Origin of the sequence: Lysobacter antibioticus, assembly GCF_001442535.1 — a bacterium.
Lineage (GTDB): Bacteria > Pseudomonadota > Gammaproteobacteria > Xanthomonadales > Xanthomonadaceae > Lysobacter > Lysobacter antibioticus.
Genome location: NZ_CP013141.1, coordinates 2,776,019 through 2,792,786, shown reverse-complemented (window position 1 = coordinate 2,792,786; position 16,768 = coordinate 2,776,019). Strand labels below are relative to the sequence as shown.

Annotated in this window: 15 protein-coding genes; 12 read left to right on the top strand and 3 right to left on the bottom strand. The window is 63.7% G+C overall.

Going from position 1 to position 16,768, the window contains the following annotated elements; genetic code table 11:
- Positions 1-157: 157 nt before the first annotated feature.
- From GLA29479_RS11255 to GLA29479_RS11240, 4 genes are all read left to right on the top strand, one after another.
- Positions 158-865: a response regulator transcription factor gene (locus GLA29479_RS11255; RefSeq protein WP_057971628.1), complete on the top strand. Its 708-nt coding sequence runs from the start codon at positions 158-160 to the stop codon at positions 863-865.
- On the top strand, positions 858-2,285 hold the full coding sequence (locus tag GLA29479_RS11250) for a sensor histidine kinase (RefSeq protein WP_057971627.1): 1,428 nt from the start codon (positions 858-860) through the stop codon (positions 2,283-2,285). Before GLA29479_RS11255 ends, GLA29479_RS11250 begins: the two co-directional genes overlap by 8 nt.
- Before the next feature lie 17 nt (positions 2,286-2,302).
- The gene (locus GLA29479_RS11245) at positions 2,303-3,448 is read left to right on the top strand and encodes an ABC transporter substrate-binding protein (protein WP_082638550.1); all 1,146 of its coding nucleotides are present in this window, start codon (positions 2,303-2,305) and stop codon (positions 3,446-3,448) included.
- Positions 3,449-3,691: 243 nt separating this feature from the next.
- Positions 3,692-6,004, top strand: coding sequence for an NADP-dependent malic enzyme (locus GLA29479_RS11240; RefSeq protein WP_057919296.1), 2,313 nt, complete (start codon positions 3,692-3,694; stop codon positions 6,002-6,004).
- Between the two features lie 557 nt (positions 6,005-6,561).
- Here the strand turns inward: GLA29479_RS11240 and GLA29479_RS11235 are convergent.
- Complete coding sequence (locus GLA29479_RS11235) at positions 6,562-7,470, bottom strand: LysR family transcriptional regulator (RefSeq protein ID WP_169795645.1); 909 nt, start codon at positions 7,468-7,470, stop codon at positions 6,562-6,564.
- Positions 7,471-7,553: 83 nt separating this feature from the next.
- Between GLA29479_RS11235 and gstA the strand changes: the two genes are divergently transcribed.
- From gstA to GLA29479_RS24505, 6 genes are all read left to right on the top strand, one after another.
- Entirely contained in the window at positions 7,554-8,168 is a 615-nt protein-coding gene (gene gstA, locus GLA29479_RS11230; RefSeq protein WP_057971625.1) for a glutathione transferase GstA, read from the top strand.
- Positions 8,165-8,509, top strand: coding sequence for a DMT family transporter (locus GLA29479_RS11225; RefSeq protein WP_057971624.1), 345 nt, complete (start codon positions 8,165-8,167; stop codon positions 8,507-8,509). The genes gstA and GLA29479_RS11225 overlap by 4 nt, the downstream gene beginning before the upstream one ends.
- A gap of 50 nt (positions 8,510-8,559) precedes the next feature.
- Positions 8,560-9,264, top strand: a complete 705-nt coding sequence (locus tag GLA29479_RS23690; protein ID WP_345775654.1) for an REP-associated tyrosine transposase — start codon at positions 8,560-8,562, stop codon at positions 9,262-9,264.
- Between the two features lie 613 nt (positions 9,265-9,877).
- On the top strand, positions 9,878-12,583 hold the full coding sequence (gene aceE / locus GLA29479_RS11220) for a pyruvate dehydrogenase (acetyl-transferring), homodimeric type (RefSeq protein ID WP_057971623.1): 2,706 nt from the start codon (positions 9,878-9,880) through the stop codon (positions 12,581-12,583).
- Positions 12,584-12,726: 143 nt separating this feature from the next.
- Positions 12,727-12,960: a hypothetical protein gene (locus GLA29479_RS24510; RefSeq protein WP_144436467.1), complete on the top strand. Its 234-nt coding sequence runs from the start codon at positions 12,727-12,729 to the stop codon at positions 12,958-12,960.
- Positions 12,961-12,965: 5 nt separating this feature from the next.
- Positions 12,966-13,916, top strand: a complete 951-nt coding sequence (locus GLA29479_RS24505; RefSeq protein WP_144436466.1) for a cupredoxin domain-containing protein — start codon at positions 12,966-12,968, stop codon at positions 13,914-13,916.
- Positions 13,917-14,080: 164 nt separating this feature from the next.
- Here GLA29479_RS24505 and GLA29479_RS23685 read toward each other — a convergent pair whose 3' ends face one another.
- The gene (locus tag GLA29479_RS23685; RefSeq protein ID WP_082638547.1) at positions 14,081-15,169 is read right to left on the bottom strand and encodes a helix-turn-helix domain-containing protein; all 1,089 of its coding nucleotides are present in this window, start codon (positions 15,167-15,169) and stop codon (positions 14,081-14,083) included.
- A complete protein-coding gene (locus GLA29479_RS24500) occupies positions 15,166-15,774 on the bottom strand; it encodes a hypothetical protein (protein ID WP_144436465.1) in 609 nt (202 codons plus the stop codon). Before GLA29479_RS24500 ends, GLA29479_RS23685 begins: the two co-directional genes overlap by 4 nt.
- Positions 15,775-16,004: 230 nt before the next feature.
- Here GLA29479_RS24500 and GLA29479_RS11215 point away from each other — a divergent pair, with 230 nt between their 5' ends.
- Both GLA29479_RS11215 and GLA29479_RS11210 read left to right on the top strand, forming a co-directional pair.
- Positions 16,005-16,358: a helix-turn-helix transcriptional regulator gene (locus GLA29479_RS11215; RefSeq protein ID WP_057971622.1), complete on the top strand. Its 354-nt coding sequence runs from the start codon at positions 16,005-16,007 to the stop codon at positions 16,356-16,358.
- A gap of 103 nt (positions 16,359-16,461) precedes the next feature.
- Positions 16,462-16,758 (top strand): hypothetical protein, encoded by a 297-nt coding sequence (locus GLA29479_RS11210; protein WP_057971621.1) that lies wholly within the window; start codon positions 16,462-16,464, stop codon positions 16,756-16,758.
- The last annotated feature ends 10 nt before the right edge of the window (positions 16,759-16,768 follow it).

Sequence of the window (16,768 nt, the reverse complement as noted above, 5' to 3'; positions counted from 1 at the left end):
GGTGCGCTTATAGTTGCTTCGGCCAGGACGGCCAGCCGCAACCCCTCGAGCGCAGGCTAGGCGGGCGAAGCTGTCATTGACCTGTCATTGGACTGTTCTCACCGCCGAGATCGGCCCGGTGGTACCTGACTTCGGCCACTGCGAGGGCCCCCGTTCGATGCGCATTCTTTTGGTCGAGGACAACGCGGATCTGGCCGACGCCATCGTCAGGCGGATGCGTCGCGACGGTCATGCGGTCGACTGGCAGTCCGACGGCATCGCCGCAGCCAGTGTGCTTCGTTATCAGTCCTTCGACTTGATCGTGCTCGACATCGGCCTGCCGCGGCTCAACGGCCTCAGCCTGCTCGCTGGCTTACGCGAGCGCGGCGACACCACGCCGGTGCTGATGCTCACCGCGCGCGACGGCATCGAGGACCGGGTCAAGGCGCTCGACGTCGGCGCCGACGATTACCTCGGCAAGCCTTTCGATTTCCGCGAGTTCGAAGCGCGCTGTCGGGTGCTGCTGCGTCGTAACCAGGGCCGCGCCGCCGGCGTGATCCAGGTCGGCAGCTTGGCCTTCGACAGCGCCGCGCATCGGGTCACGCTCGACGGCGAGGCGATCGACGTGCCGAACCGCGAGTTCCGCCTGCTCGAAATCCTGATCGGCAAGCTCGGCCAGGTGGTCAGCAAGGACGAGATCGGCAACGGCCTGTTCGGCTTCGACGACGAGGCCGGGCCGAACGCGATCGAGTTGTACGTCGGCCGCCTGCGCAAGCGCCTTGCCGCCGCGCCCTTGCGCATCCTCACCGTGCGCGGCGTGGGCTACATGCTCGAAGCGGCGCCGCCGGCCGAGACGCAGGTCGGCGCGGAGCCGCTCGATGCGTGAATCCACGCATGCATCGCCGGCGCGGCACGGTTCGATCCGCCGCACCCTGCTGGTTTATCTCGGCGCCTTATCCTTGATCGGTGCGGTGCTGTTGTTCGTCGCTGCGCGCAGCTACGGCCGCGCAGCCGCCGACCGCTCCTACGATCACCTGCTGATCGCCTCGGCACTGTCGATCGCCGACAGCGTGGCCCTGGTCGACGGCCAATGGCAGGTCGACCTGCCGTACGCCGCGCTCGATCTGCTGGCGATGGCGCCGGAAGACCGGGTGTTCTACCGCGTCGCCAGCCGCGAAGGCGCAACCATTACGGGTTACGACGACTTGCCGTTGCCGCCGTCGCCCCCGCTCGATGGCAAGCCGCGTTTGTTCGATGCGCTGTATCGCGGTGAGCCCACCCGCTTCGTCGCAGTATCGCGCTGGGTCGCCGGCCCGGCCACGCAAGGGCAGGCGATCGTCCAGGTCGGCCAGACCCGCATCGCCCGCGAGGCCCTGGCCGACGATGTGGTGCTGCGCGCCATCGTCGCCATCGTCGTGTTGTCGTTCGCCGCTCTGGCCCTGGTCTGGATCGGCGTGCATCGCGCGCTGCGGCCCCTGCAGAAGCTCGAACGCGATCTGTCACTGCGCGAACCTTCCGACCTCAAGCCGGTCGCCGGCGAAGTGCCGCTCGAACTCGATCAACTGGTCGGCGCCTTGAACCGTTTCATGGCGCGCCTGTCGGCGAGCAACGAGACCCTGCGCGCATTCATGGCCGATGCCGCACATCAGATGCGCACGCCGCTGGCGGCCTTGCGCGCCCAGGCCCAGCTTGCCCTCGACGAGGACGACCCGGCCGAACAGCGCCGCAGCCTGGTCACCATCGAACGCAACGCCAGCCACATGAGCCGTTTGCTCAACCAGTTGCTCAGCGATGCCAGCGCGATCCACCGCTCGCACCTGCAACAGTTCGAGACCGTCGACCTGGCCGAGCTGCTGCATCAAGCGCTGTACGAATCGATCCCGCAGTCCGGCCCGCGCCCCGACGTGCGCCTGGCTGCGACCCAAGGGCCGGTATTGGTGCGCGGCGATGCCTTGCTGCTGCGCGAGGCGATCAAGAACCTGATCGACAACGCGCTCAAGCACGGCCAACCACGGCCCGGCAGCGATGGCGGGCCGCTGCAGATCGCTCTGACCGTGGCCGAAGGCGAGGGCGCCTCGACGGCGGTGCTGACCGTGGCCGACCACGGCCCCGGCATCGCCCCGGCCGACGCGCAGACCGTGTTCGAGCGCTTCGCCCGCGGCCACGATGCTGCCGCCGGCGGCGCCGGGCTCGGCCTGGCGATCGTCAAACGCATCGTCGACAGCCACGGCGGCCGCATCGATCTGTCCAATCGGGTCGGCGGCGGGCTGATCGTCACTCTCAGCCTGCCGAGGAGCGTGGTTTGAAAAACGAGTCGAGAAAAATGAGAAACGAGAAAAAGCGGGATGCCTCGCGCTACAGCGCCGCGCGCTGCTTTTGCCTGTACTCGTTCCTCACTCTTCTGAACTCGTTCTTCGCCCCCGCCCCAGCCCACGCCGCCCCCGGCGACATCCGCATCTTCCAATCGCCGCAGACCACCACCGCGCGCCTGCGCATCCACGGTTCGACCGACATCGAGAACTTCGCCGCGGTCATCTCCGACTACCAGCGCCTGCATCCGGGCACCGAAGTCGAGTATTCCGACCTCGTCGCCCAGGACATCTACACCCGCCACCTCGCCGCCGGCCGCGGCCGCGTTGCCGACCTGCTGATCAGCAGCGGCATGGACCTGCAGACCAAGCTGGCCAACGACGGCCATGCGCTGGCCCACCGCTCGCCGGCCACGGTCGGCCTGCCGGCGTGGTCGCACTGGCGCCATGAAGCCTTCGGCATCAGCTACGAACCCATCGTCATCGTCTACAACAAGCGTCTGCTGCCGGCGGCGCGGGTGCCGCATACGCGCCGACAGCTGCTGGCCCTGCTGCGCGACCCGGCCGCGCCCTTGGCCGGCCGGGTCGGCACCTACGACGTCGCCCGCAGCAGCGTCGGCTACCTGCTGGCGACCCAGGATCATCAGCTCGGCAGCATGGCCGGCGCGTTGCAGGCCGCGCTCGGCGACAACCGCGTGCGCCTGGAAGAGCGCACCGGCGCCTTGCTCGACCGCGTCGCCCGCGGCGAACTCGCCCTGGCCTACAACGTGCTCGGCTCCTACGCCCAGGCCCGCATCGACGCCGGCGCGCCGCTCGGCATGGTCCTGCCCGAGGACTACACCCTGGTCCTGCTGCGCACCGCGCTGATCCCGCGCAGCGCGCCGAACGCGGCCGAGGCCGGGCGCTTCCTCGATTACCTGTTGTCGCCGCGCGGCCAGGCCATGCTGGCCCAGCAAGTCGGCCTGCAGCCGATCCGCGCCGCCAACGGCGCGCCGCTGTCGCCGCATGCGCGCGACGGCGCGCGGGTGCGCGCCCTGCGCCCGATCCCGCTCGGGCCAGGTCTGCTGGTGTATCTGGATGCGCTCAAGCGGCGCCAGTTCCTCGAGGCCTGGCGCAGCACGGTCCAGCCCGGACGCAAGCAGGCCGCCGATGCACCGTGACCGGGTTCGCCTTAGGCCCGTCGGCCTCGAGCCGGCCCGCCCATACGCCGGCGTCGGTTCGCTGCCGCGCCCGACCGTCGCGGCCGGCCCGCGCCGGGTTCGGCAAAGCGCCCGCACCGTCGTGCGGGTACAACTCCAAAGTACTAAGGCTTTCGCCACCGCGGTCGCGCGAATCCGCGTCGGCGATCCTTTAGACTGCAAGTCCACCTTTCCTCGCGCCCTTGCCACGGCAGCCATTCCCTGATGTCCGACAACGATCTGAAAACCGCCGCGCTCGACTACCACCGCCTCAGCCCGCCGGGCAAGATCAAGGTCACCGCGACCAAGCCGATGGTGACCCAGCGCGACCTCGCCCTGGCCTATTCGCCGGGCGTGGCCTACGCCTGCGAGGCCATCGTCGAAGATCCCAACGCCGCCAGCGAGCTCACCGCCCGCGGCAACCTGGTCGCGGTCATCAGCAACGGCACCGCCGTGCTCGGCCTGGGCGACATCGGCCCGCTGGCCGGCAAGCCGGTCATGGAAGGCAAGGGCGTGCTGTTCCAGAAGTTCGCCGGCATCGACGTGTTCGACATCGAGATCGACGAGCGCGACCCCGACAAGCTGGTCGACATCATCGCCTCGCTGGAGCCCACCTTCGGCGGCATCAACCTCGAAGACATCAAGGCCCCGGAGTGCTTCATCGTCGAGCGCAAGCTGCGCGAGCGCATGAAGATCCCGGTGTTCCACGACGACCAGCACGGCACCGCGATCATCGTCGGCGCCGCGGTGTTCAACGCCCTGGAAGTAGTCGGCAAGAAGATCGAAGACGTCAAGCTGGCCACCAGCGGCGCCGGTGCGGCCGGCATCGCCTGCCTCGACATGCTGGTCGCCCTGGGCATGAAGCCGGAGAACATCCTCGCGGTCGACCGCGACGGCGTGCTCTACACCGGCCGCCCCAACCTCGACCCGGACAAGGCCCGCTACGCCCGCGACACCGACAAGCGCACCCTGGCCGACATCGTCGCCGGCGCCGACGTGTTCCTCGGCCTGTCGGCCGGCGGCGTGCTCAAGGCCGAGATGGTCGCGACCATGGCCGCCAAGCCGATCATCCTGGCGCTGGCCAATCCCTACCCGGAAATCCTGCCCGAAGACGCCAAGGCCGTGCGTCCGGACTGCATCATCGCGACCGGCCGTTCGGACTATCCGAACCAGGTCAACAACGCGCTGTGCTTCCCGTACATCTTCCGCGGCGCGCTCGATGTCGGCGCCACCGTCATCAACGAAGAAATGAAGCTGGCCTGCGTGCGCGCGATTGCCCAATTGGCGCGCATGGAATCGTCCGACCTCGGCAGCGCCTACGGCGGCGACGTGCCGACCTTCGGCGCCGAGTACCTGATCCCGCGCCCGTTCGACCCGCGCCTGCTGGTCATGCTGGCCCCGGCCGTGGCCAAGGCGGCGATGGACTCCGGCGTCGCCGCGCGTCCGATCGTCGACATGGACGAGTACGAGGAACGGCTCAGCCAATACATCTACCGCACCGGCCTGCTGATGAAGCCGGTCTACGACCGCGCCCGCGCCGACCGCAAGCGCGTGGTCTACGCCGAAGGCGAGGAAGAGACCGTGCTGCGCGCGGTGCAGACGGTGATCGACGAGGAACTGGCCCACCCGATCCTGATCGGCCGCCCCGACGTCATCGAAACCCGCATCCAGCGCCTCGGCCTGCGCATGCGCGAAGGCGTGGACTTCGAGTTGACCAACATCAACGACGACCCGCGCTTCAACGATTACTGGCAGCAGTACCACGCCCTGACCGAGCGCCGCGGCGTGTCCCCGGCGGCGGCGAAGAACCTGCTGCGTTCGCGTCCCACCTTGATCGCTGCCCTCATGGTCGAGCGTGGAGAGGCCGATGCGATGATCTCCGGCTTGGTCGGCCGCTTCCACAAGAAGCTCGGCTACATGCGCAGCATCTTCGACTTCGACCCGGGCGTGTCGGGCACCTCGGCGATGACCGGCGTGATCAACGACCAGGGCGCCTGGTTCTTCCTCGACACCCATGTGCAGGTCGACCCGACCGCCGAGCAGATCGCCGAAGCGACCCTGCAGGCGACCTACCGCCTCAAGCTGTTCGGCATCGAGCCCAAGGTCGCCTTGCTGTCGCACTCCAACTACGGCAGCCACGACAACCCGTCGGCGGCGAAGATGCGCAAGGTTCGCCAGATCATCAAGCAGCGCCAGCCCAAGCTCGAGATGGACGGCGAAATGCAGGCCGACACGGCTTGGGACGACGCACTGCGCAAGCGCATCTTCCCGAACGCGACCCTGCACGGCCGCGCCAACCTGTTCGTGCTGCCGAACCTCGACGCCGCCAACATCACCTACAACATGGTGCGGGTGATGACCGACGGCGTGGCCATCGGCCCGATCCTGATGGGCCTGGACAAGCCGGCGCACATCCTGACCCCGGCCTCGACCCCGCGCCGCGTCGTCAACATGACCGCGATCGCCGCCGTCGACGCCCAGATCCGCGCCTCGCGCGAATCCGAGCGCAAAGGCCTGGGCGAAGTCGGCGGCACCTGAGCCGCGTTTCGCGGTAACCGTCGGCTGCGTCGATGACGCAGCCGGCGCTGCGACAGCCACGCATCCCCGCGCAGTTCCCCCTTTGTTGAGGGGGCGGGGGGATTCGCCGCAATGCTTCGTTTGCATCGTCGATTGATTTGCGTGGTCGCGGCTCGCGCCGCTCCTACCCAGGAAGCGCAAATTCCTGGTCGCGATTCGCGTCGCTCCTACACGGAACACAACGCCGCGCCGTTCCCTGCTAGCCCCGTGCTATTCCCCCCTTTGGAAAAGGGGGCAGGGGGATTTGCTTCAGTGCTTCGTTTGCATCGGCAATTGATTGGCGCGGTCGCGGCTCGCGCCGCTCCTACCCCAAAGCCGCGTACAGGGTAGGAGCGGCGCGAGCCGCGACCGCGAAAGCGAACGCTCGCGGCGCCACATCAAACACCCGCGCATCGCCGCTACATCCCCGCATTCTGTATTGCTGTATCCCGCACCCAACCCCGGTCACGCCGCGACAAATCCTCTCTCCCGTTCACGGGAGCGGGGTTGGGGTGAGGGCCGCGCGCCGATCAACCGCCTCACTCCAACGCCACCTCGCCCGGCAACCACCGCAACGCAAACTCCCGCAACAACTTCACCTTCGCCGAGCGCCGCAGATCCGGATGCGTCGCGAACCACAGATCCGCCCGTACCTGCGGCAACGGCGCCGAAATCCGCCGCACCGCCGGCGACGCATCGGCCAGATAACACGGCAACAAGGCCCGTCCCAATCCCGCCTCGCACGCCGCCAACGCCGCCGGCAGGGTATTGACCCGCATCGCGATGCGTTCGGCCGGCACCCGGTCGCTCAACCACTGCGCCGACGACAGATGCGCCAGGCTCTCGTCGAGCGCGACCCAATCGCCTTGCGCCAACGCCGCTTCGTCGAGCGTGGTCTTGCCGCGCCCGGCACCGCGCCCGCCGCCGCGTCCAGCCGCCGCATAGGCCGCGATCGAAATCGCCGCGACCTTGCGCGACGACAACCCCTCCGGCGGCAACACGCTCGCCCGCAGCGCCACATCCGCATCCTGCTGCTGCAGGCTCAGGAACGCATTGGCCACGACCAGGTCGCAACGTAACCCCGGCTGCTCGACGCGAAACGCCGCGCACATGCGCGCTGCCACCGGCGCCAAGGTGTCCGGCAAGGTGATGCGGATGCGCCCTTCGGTGCGCGCATCGCGCCCGGCGAGCTCGCGCTGCAGGCGCTCGGTCTCGGCCAGCACGCGCTGCGCGCTGGCGATGGTCAGCTCGCCGGCATCGGTCGGCGTATAGCCGCGGCGACTGCGCCGGAACAGCGCCGCACCGACCCGCGCCTCGACCGCGGCCAGGCGCCGGAACGCACTCGAATGGTCCAGCCCCAAGGCCTTGGCCGCGCCGGTCAGGCTGCCGTGCGCGCCGATCGCGCGCACCAGCTCCAGGTCGTCCAGGCTCAATCGTTCGTGTCGCATGTGCAAGCAATCCTTGTCGGTTCGCCGTGTTGGCGCCGCCGCGGCGGACGCCGAAAGTAGCGCCATCCCAACGGAGTGCGCTCATGAAACTTTACTTCACCCCCGGCACCTGCTCGTTCGCCCCCCACATCGCCATCCGCGAACTCGGTCTCGACGCCGAACTGCGCCGCGTGCGCATCGGCGCCGACCCGGTCGTCGTCGCCGACGGCCGCGACTTCCGCCAGATCAACCCGCTCGGCTACGTGCCGGTGTTGGAACTCGACGACGGCCGCGTGCTCACCGAGGGCGTGGCGATGCTGCTGCACCTGGCCGACCTGAAGCCCGAGGCTGGCCTCGCCCCCGCGGTGGGCACGCCCGAGCGCGACGAACTGCACCGCTGGTTGAACTTCATCAGCTCCGAACTGCACAAGACCTTCAGCCCCTGGCTGTTCCATCCCGAATACGGCGAACAGGCCGCCAACGTCGCACGCGAACGCCTGGCCAAGCGCCTGGCCGTGGTCGAGCGCCACCTCGCCGATCGCGACTACCTGCTGGGCGAGCGTTTCAGCGTCGCCGATGCGTACTTGTTCACCATCGTCGACTGGACCCGCCCGCTGAAGATCGCGCTCGACCCGTACCCCGCCTTGGCTGCCTACCTCGAGCGCGTGCGCGCCCGCGACAGCGTCGCCGAAGCCTTGCGCCGCGAGAAAGCGCCATGATCGGCGAAGCGATCAAACCCTCCGTCGCCTGGACCATGCTGATCGCTGCCGGCCTGATCGACGTGGCCTGGGCGCTGACGATGAAGTTGTCGCAGGGCTATACCAAACCCTGGTGGACCGCGGCCTCGATCGTCGCCCTGATCGCCTTCGTCTGGCTGCTCGGCCGCGCCCTGACCGCCTTGCCGGTTGGCAGCGCCTACGCCGTGTGGACCGGCATCGGCGCCGCCGGCACCGTGCTGATCGGCTCGATCCTGTTCGGCGAATCCATCACCCCGTTGCGCCTGGGCGGCGTGGCTTTGATCGTCGCCGGCATCGTGGTGTTGCGCAGCGCTCCGGGTTGAGGGTGGCGTGGAGAGAGATGTATCGCCGTCGATGATCGCGCAGCAGGAGGATGACGGTCGCGGCTTACGCCGCTCCTACAGGGGCGGCACCGCGGTTTCTCTGTAAGAGCGGCGTGAGCCGCGACCCCAGTTCGCGGCAAACCCCGACCTCACGACGACCCCGCATCCGATACCTGCGCTGGCGACGGGCAACGACGCTGTATCGCATGACCCCGTCTCCACCGCGCCCTCCTGGACACGCCGCACTCCGTCGCGGGCGTTGCTCCGAAACCCAAGGCATTTATTTGGTCACGTCGGTCACTGACGGCCGGCGAGCTTTGTTTGCCGACCCACGTCTGGCCACTGCGGCGACCGACGCGCTGCTCGATATGCGCCTGTGGCCGCGCTCGCGGCTGTTGGCGTGGGTGCTGATGCCCGACCACTGGCACGGCTTGGTCGAACTCGGCGCATGGGAAACCTTGCCGGATCTCATGCGGCGTTTGAAATCGAACACCGCGCGCCAGGTGCGCTTCGTACTACCGCTCGCGTGCAGCGTTTGGGCCCCGGCGTATCACGACCGCGCCTTGCGTCATGACGACTGTTTGCTTACGGCTGCCCGTTACCTGGTCGCCAACCCGCTCCGCGCCGGCCTCGTGCGTCGCGTGGGCGACTACCCTCATTGGGGCGCCCTATGGATCGAAGGCGTCCCGCCGACAGCGCGTGCTGCGCCACCCCATGCCCTGTGTCGCCGAATAGCCCCTGTAGGAGCGGCGTAAGCCGCGACCCGAGCCGCTGTGTGGTGGCATCGGGCGCCATAACCGGTCGCGGCGTCGTTGGCCCCAACCCGCTGCATCCATCCGCCGCAACCCCGCTTCGCCGGTCGCGGCTCACGCCGCTCCTACAAAAAGCCGGTGCCCACCCCTGTAGGAGCGGCGTAAGCCGCGACCCGAGCCGCTGTGTGGCGGCATCGGGCGCCATAACCGGTCGCGGCGTCGTTGGCCCCAACCCGCTGCATCCATCCGCCGTAACCCCGCTTCGCCGGTCGCGGCTCACGCCGCTCCTACAAAAAGCTGGTGCGCAGCCCCATGTAGGAGCGGCGTAAGCCGCGACCGCGCGACCTCACATGCCCGCGCCTGTCCAGGCGACCGCCCTCATACACCAAGTGCGACCCCGCCCCCAACCACACGCCCGCGTATCCCAGGCCGCCCCATCCACGGCCCGTCAACCCGATCCCCAGCCACCCGCCAACCCAAGCACACCCCTAGCCAAAACGGACTATTCCACCGTTTACAGCCGCCACCGCAAGCCGTAACCCCGTCACCGTTTGTTAGACTCGGTGCTCTAATCCGTCCCCCACCTTTGAGGCGCGGCCACGGGGCCGCGAGATCGATGAATCAGCCGCTTGCCAGCTCTCTGCACGACCTGCTCCAGAACGACCCCGATCCGACCGAAACCCAGGAGTGGGTCGAGTCCGTACAGGCCGTCATCGCCCGCGACGGTGCCGAGCGCGCGCACCAGCTGCTCGAAGGCATGGTCGAAGTCACGCGCCGCGCCGGCGCGCACCTGCCGTTCCAGCCCACCACCGAATACATCAACACCATCCCGCCGCACCTGGAGGCCAAGAGCCCCGGCGACGCCGCGATGGAATGGCGGATCCGCTCGCTGATCCGCTGGAACGCCATGGCCATGGTCGTGCGCGCCAACCGCAAGCCCGGCGACCTCGGCGGCCACATCGCCAGCTTCGCCTCGGCGGCCACCCTGTACGACGTCGGCTTCAACCACTTCTGGCGCGGCCCCGAAGGCGACCACCCCGGCGACCTCATCGGCATCCAGGGCCACAGCTCGCCCGGCATCTACGCGCGCTCCTTCCTCGAAGGCCGCCTGAGCGAATCGCACCTCGACAACTTCCGCATGGAAGTCGACGGCCGCGGCGTCAGCTCCTACCCGCACCCCTGGCTGATGCCCGATTACTGGCAGGTGCCGACGGTGTCGATGGGCCTGGGCCCGATCAGCGCCATCTACCAGGCGCGCAACTGGAAATACCTGGAAGGCCGCGGCCTGATGCCAAAGTCCGACCGCAAGGTCTGGGCCTTCCTCGGCGACGGCGAAACCGACGAGCCCGAATCGCTCGGCGCCATCTCGGTGGCCGGCCGCGAAGGCCTCGACAACCTGGTCTTCGTCATCAACTGCAACCTGCAGCGCCTCGACGGCCCGGTGCGCGGCAACGGCAAGATCATCCAGGAGCTGGAAGGCCAGTTCCGCGGCGCCGGCTGGAACGTCATCAAGACCGTCTGGGGCAGCTACTGGGACCCACTGCTCGCGCGCGACACCACCGGCAAGCTGCGCCAGCTGATGATGGAAACCGTCGACGGCGAATATCAAAACTGCAAGGCCTTCGGCGGCAAGTACACCCGCGACAATTTCTTCGGCAAATACCCGGAAACCGCCGCGCTGGTCGCCAACCTGTCCGACGACGACATCTGGCGCCTCAACCGCGGCGGCCACGACCCGCACAAGGTCTACGCCGCCTACCACGAGGCGGTAAACACCAAGGGCATGCCCACCGTGATCCTGGCCAAGACGGTCAAGGGCTACGGCATGGGCGCGTCGGGCGAATCGCTCAACCCGACCCACGGCACCAAGAAGATGGACGACGAAGCCGTCCGCCTGTTCCGCGACCGCTTCAACATCCCGGTCAGCGACGAGCAGCTCAAAGACGGCGCCGTGCCGTTCTTCCACCCCGGCGAGAAGTCGCCGGAAGTCGAATACATGCTCGAGCGCCGCAAGGCCCTCGGCGGCTTCCTGCCGCAGCGCCGCCGCAAGGCCAGCACCGCGCTCGAAGTGCCCAAGCTCGAAACCTACGACCGCCTGCTCAAGAGCACCGGCGAGCGCGAAATCAGCACCACCATGTCGTTCGTGCAGGCGCTCAACATCGCCCTGCGCGACAAGCAGGTCGGCCCGCGCATCGTGCCCATCGTGGCCGACGAAGCCCGCACCTTCGGCATGGAAGGCCTGTTCCGCCAGCTCGGCATCTACGCCCCGCACGGCCAGAAGTACAAGCCGGTCGACCGTGACCAGCTGATGTACTACCGCGAAGACACCACCGGCCAGGTGCTGGAAGAAGGCATCACCGAAGCCGGCGCGTTCTCGTCCTGGCTGGCGGCAGCCACCAGCTACAGCACCAACGACCTGCAGATGCTGCCGTTCTACATCTATTACTCGATGTTCGGCTTCCAGCGCATCGGCGACAGCGCCTGGCAGGCCGCGGACATGCGCGCGCGCGGCTTCCTGCTGGGCGCCACCGCCGGCCGCACCACGCTCAACGGCGAAGGCCTGCAGCACGAAGACGGCCACAGCATGGTCCAGGCCGGGTTGATCCCGAACTGCCGCAGCTACGACCCGACCTTCAGTTATGAGGTGGTGACCCTGCTCCAGCACGGCATGCAGCGCATGCTGACCGAGCAGCGCGACGAATACTGGTACCTCACCCTGATGAACGAAAACTACACCCACCCGGACATGCCCGAGGGCAGCGCCGAGGGGATCATCAAGGGCATGTACCTGCTGAAGGACGCCGGCAAGCCGAAGAAGGGCGAACTGCGCGTGCAGCTGCTCGGCAGCGGCACCATTCTGCGCGAAGCCATCGCCGCGGCCGAACTGCTCGACAAGGACTTCGGCGTCACCGCCGACATCTGGTCCTGCCCGAGCTTCAACGAGCTGGCCCGCGACGCCACCGACGCCGAGCGCTACAACCGCCTCAACCCGGAAGCCAAAGCCCCGCGCAAGCCCTACATCACCGAACTCTTGGAAGGCCGCCAAGGCCCGGCGATCGCCGCGACCGACTACATCCGCATGTACCCGGAACAAGTCCGCGCCTTCGTGCCGATGCGTTACACCGTGCTGGGCACCGACGGCTTCGGCCGCAGCGACACCCGCGCCAACCTGCGCCGCCACTTCGAAGTCGACCGCTACTACATCGCCCACGCCGCCATCGCGGCCTTGGCGGCGGAAGGGAAGATGACTGGGAAGGATGTGGCCAGGGCGATCAAGCAATACAAGATCGATGTGGAGAAGCCGAATCCGTTGGGGGTTTGAGTCTCAGCCCTTGAGGCGATCATCTGCCAAAGTAGTTTTGGCAGATGACTAACGGCGTATTCACTACACAGAGCTGATAGTTGCTCTGCGTGATGAATTGGCGTATACGACCTAACTAAGTGACGGTGCGGCTGGAGCTCAACATGACAACTGACATAGAGCATATTTTCCCCAAGGACTGGATAGCCACGCTTTCTTCGGATGAAATTGAGATTCTCCGGCAAGCTTTCGATCTTGCGCGGACGAGTCGTCTTAAGGAGGGCGCCAGGTTTGATTTTTTTGGCGGCGCCACTTTAGATCTTGACTCTGTTTTTATTCCGCCAGGCAGAGGGGATGCCCTGCTTAATTTTATGGATGAAAAATTGCAGGCGGCATAAGGATTATGTCGACATCGAATATTGCGTTAATCATACTGCCGCTCCTAGTGAGCGGCTTTTTATTTACTTTAATTTTTTACCCAACAAGGTTTATAAGTGCGAAGTTCGATGGGCAGAGGTTATTTTTCTTTGCTGCGACAATTGGCATTTTTTTTGGCCTTGTGACCGCTCTAGTTTATCCGATTATTGATTCCCTCATAGATGCTATTTGGCCATTATCCTATGGTCCGTTGGGGCTCCGAGCTCAGAAGATTTTCCCTGTAGATTATCCCGGGGCATTGATATCTTGCGTGGCGCTGTCGCTAGTTTTTGCTCTAGCGCTTAATGGTTTGCTCTGTATCTCATGGAATAAAAATAAATGGCATCGTGTAGTTGTTCGGAGTGGTTGGAACTGGACAATCAATTTTCTGATTCGCAAAATTGGCGATCCGCTGCAGCAATTGCTTATTCGTGCAGTAACTGAGCAAAAGAAGGTCGTAGTAAGCTTGAAGTCCGGGCGAGTCTATATAGGCTTCGTATATAGAGTTCCTCCCCGCCCTCATGTTGATACCTCTTATATCGAAGTTTTAACGGAATACTCCTTGTTTAGGACCACGCTGGGTAGATTTCCTAAGAGAGATCAATGGAGTGTTTATCCTGGGGCGAAGCTGACCGAGCTAAAAGGGTATATGGGGACCCTAAATGATTCCATTCGGAATATTAAAGCCCTTGAAGACGCGGCAGCTCAAACCAAGACCAAGCTTGTAACGATGCTTGAAAAAAAGCTTGGGACTGTCCGAGAGACTCTCGCGAAGCTCGAAGACGAGATTGGCGTGCTTCCCAAAGAAGATTGGATCCGAGTTATCCCTACAGCGGAGATAGAGTCAATTTCATATTTTGATGAGAGAATATTTGTTTGGTTTAGAGAAAATGCGCCAGAAATAGAAGAGGCGACAGTGCCAAGTTCAAAGGCTTAGTTAATTGGAGCTGTTCTTTGTAATATTCGTCTCTCTTAAGTCGAATGCAAAAGGCCAAGCTCATAAGTTATGAGCTTGGCCTTTTTGTGGTCTGGAGATTGGCGTGGTTACTTGGGTTGGTTCATGCCGTTCTTCAGTCCCAAGTCGCGGATATTGATAAGCGACTAATTGAAAAGATTGACTACGTTTGTGGTCGAATTGGTTTCGCTGATTCCAAGTAAATCATTTAAAAGCTTTGGTTGTACATGCATTTCACGTGAAACTGCGGCAATTGGAATGGATAATTGTTCTGAAAGGACTTGGATGCCTTCTGAAACAATTTCAGGAGTTTCTTGGGGGATGAGGCTGTCTTCATTTTCCTCAATGGCCTCTCCATGCCGCTTAAGAGTGATATAGCCCGATCGCATTTGATCATCGGAGAAAACGCCAAGTTGCTTTCCACGATACAAAAGAGCGGCTTTAGAAACACCCCAGCGAATTTTCAATTCACTAATCCCTTCCCAGTTAAGTCTAGATCTGCGAAGAACCCGATGGCTTTCGGCGAGAAAAGATGATCGTGGGAGTAAGAGTGCGCTGGCAAAGCGATTGGCCTGAGTTTCAGTCAGCCGATCTCCGGTTAGCACTCCTGTATGCAGAGCAAAGTGCCCCAGCTCGTGAGCAATACCAAAGCGAGCGCGGCAAGCAGATTTTCCCTGGCCATTCAAAGCGATTACAGGGCGTTGGGTGGCAAATGAAACGGCATCAACCTCTGCCGCCAGTCCGTTAACCCGCATAACTACAGCGCCGGCATTCTCAGCAATTCTCGTTATATTACTAATTGGGCCGTATCCTAAGCCCCATAATGACCTGCATCTTTCTGCGCCACGCTCTATCGCTTCTTCGGAGGTGGGTTCAGTCTCCAAAATATTATATGAGGGCAGCTCAAGGTGCCTGTCTAAAACACAAACTAAGCGTTTTAGAAGCTCACCCCGCGCACGTGCATATTGACGCAATGCCACCTTGGTAGTGAGTTGTTTTCTGAAATGACATTGTTCTTCAGTAATCGGCATCGGATCAAGATGCCGAAAGAATGCAGGAAGAACTCCTAATTCATCAACCAAGTCTCTTTCGAGAGTAGCGGAAACCTGTTCCGCTCCGGTCTCAATACGGCTTAAATATTGTTTCGATTTTCCAAGTCGCTCCCCTAGATCCGCCAAAGATAATCCGTGAAGTAATCGCGCGAGACGAATATTGGAGCCTAGAATGCTTTTCATTGTCCTGCGGATGTATCGATATCGTCACCTACGTCATAATCTCGCCGCTTAGGTGTGACCATCGGCTTGGTGACTTCAACAGCTTCAGGGCGAGGTGCTTTTATATCAATCAGCGTGCGATCGAGGGTCCCAGATTGCCAGCGACAAGCCAAATTACCAGAAGCGGTGAAGCCAAGAAGTTCAGCCCTCGGTTCTATGATTTCACCAAACCCTTGGTCAATTACGAAGCAGAATCTGACAGCCTGCCCAGGCTGCGCATCTTCAATTAAGCTCATCTGATATGGGTGAACCTGCAGTACTGCTCTTTTAGTCGGAGCCTCAAGACTGTCATTACTAAATCGGCACGGAATTCCAGAAATCGAGAAGACGAGATCAAGGCTGCCATTCTCAATTCCAAGCCAGTCGTGCTGGCCTGACAAATATTCGTTCACGATTCGCTGTAACTGACGGCCAAATCGGGTTGTGCCTCTGGTGTAAGAGGTATCTGTTTCCCGAATTAGGTCATCTTCGGTTGCATACCACTCTTCCAGCAGCCAGTTAGCTACCTGAGTTAAATACTCATCCTTCAAGCCTGGGTGGAAATCGGAGGGTCTCTTGATGGCCATGTTTGTGCGATATCCAGTGATCGTCAACCTATTGTGTGCAAAATTTACGATTCGTCAACCCCCTTCGTGGGGCTGCCTCACCATCGGGAAGATCCAGCCCGGTTGAGCATCTTTCGCGCTATGTTTTCGAATGAAAGCCTTAAAGCGCGGTCAGAGATCCACTAAAGCTAGACATTAAATTACGTTTAACGTAATTTACGCTCTAGCGGTTTGAAGCCATCCTTCTCCACATGGCCCAGACCGAAGTAGACGCCCGCTCCATCTTTGCCCAGCGCTTGAAGCAGGCCAGGGAAGATGCCGGGCTCACTCAGAAGGAGCTGGGTATGTCTGTGGGTTTGCCGCAAGAAACCGCCGCCGTGCGGATAAACCGCTACGAGAAGGCGGTCCATGACGCCGATCTGGCGACCGCGCGCCGCATCGCCGAGGCCTTGGGCGTCCCGCTCGCCTTCCTCTACGCCGAAACCGACACCATGGCCGAGGCCATCCTGACCTTGGGCCTGTTGTCCAAACCCGAGCAGCGCAAGGCCGTGGCCGACCTCAAGGCCCGGCTGACCGAGTCGGTCGCCACCCGCAGCAAGGCCTGACCTGGGCAAACCGAGCGGGCAGGGCAGTGCCTTCGGGTTATGGACGGCCGCCCGGCCGACAGCGAGAGTGCGCGCATCGGATCGGCCTGATCGAGGTGACGCTATGGGATGGCAGGCAGCGGTGTTGGGCATCCTGGTGATGCTCAACCTGGCGGCGACCTGGGTGGTGCTGCGCAGCGGCGGGTTCTCGGCCGCTCAACGGCGATGGCAGCTCGCCCTGATCTGGTTGTTGCCGCTCATCGGGGCCGCGGTGTGCGTGCACTTGGCGAGGACCGACGCATGCGAGGTCGGTCTAGCCCTCTCGCAACACGACCCGAACCGATACCCCGGCGACGGTGCCTACTCGGAAGATGGCCCTTCGATTTGCGGTTGTGGTAGCGGAGGCGAGAGCGGCGATTGATCCGCCCAAC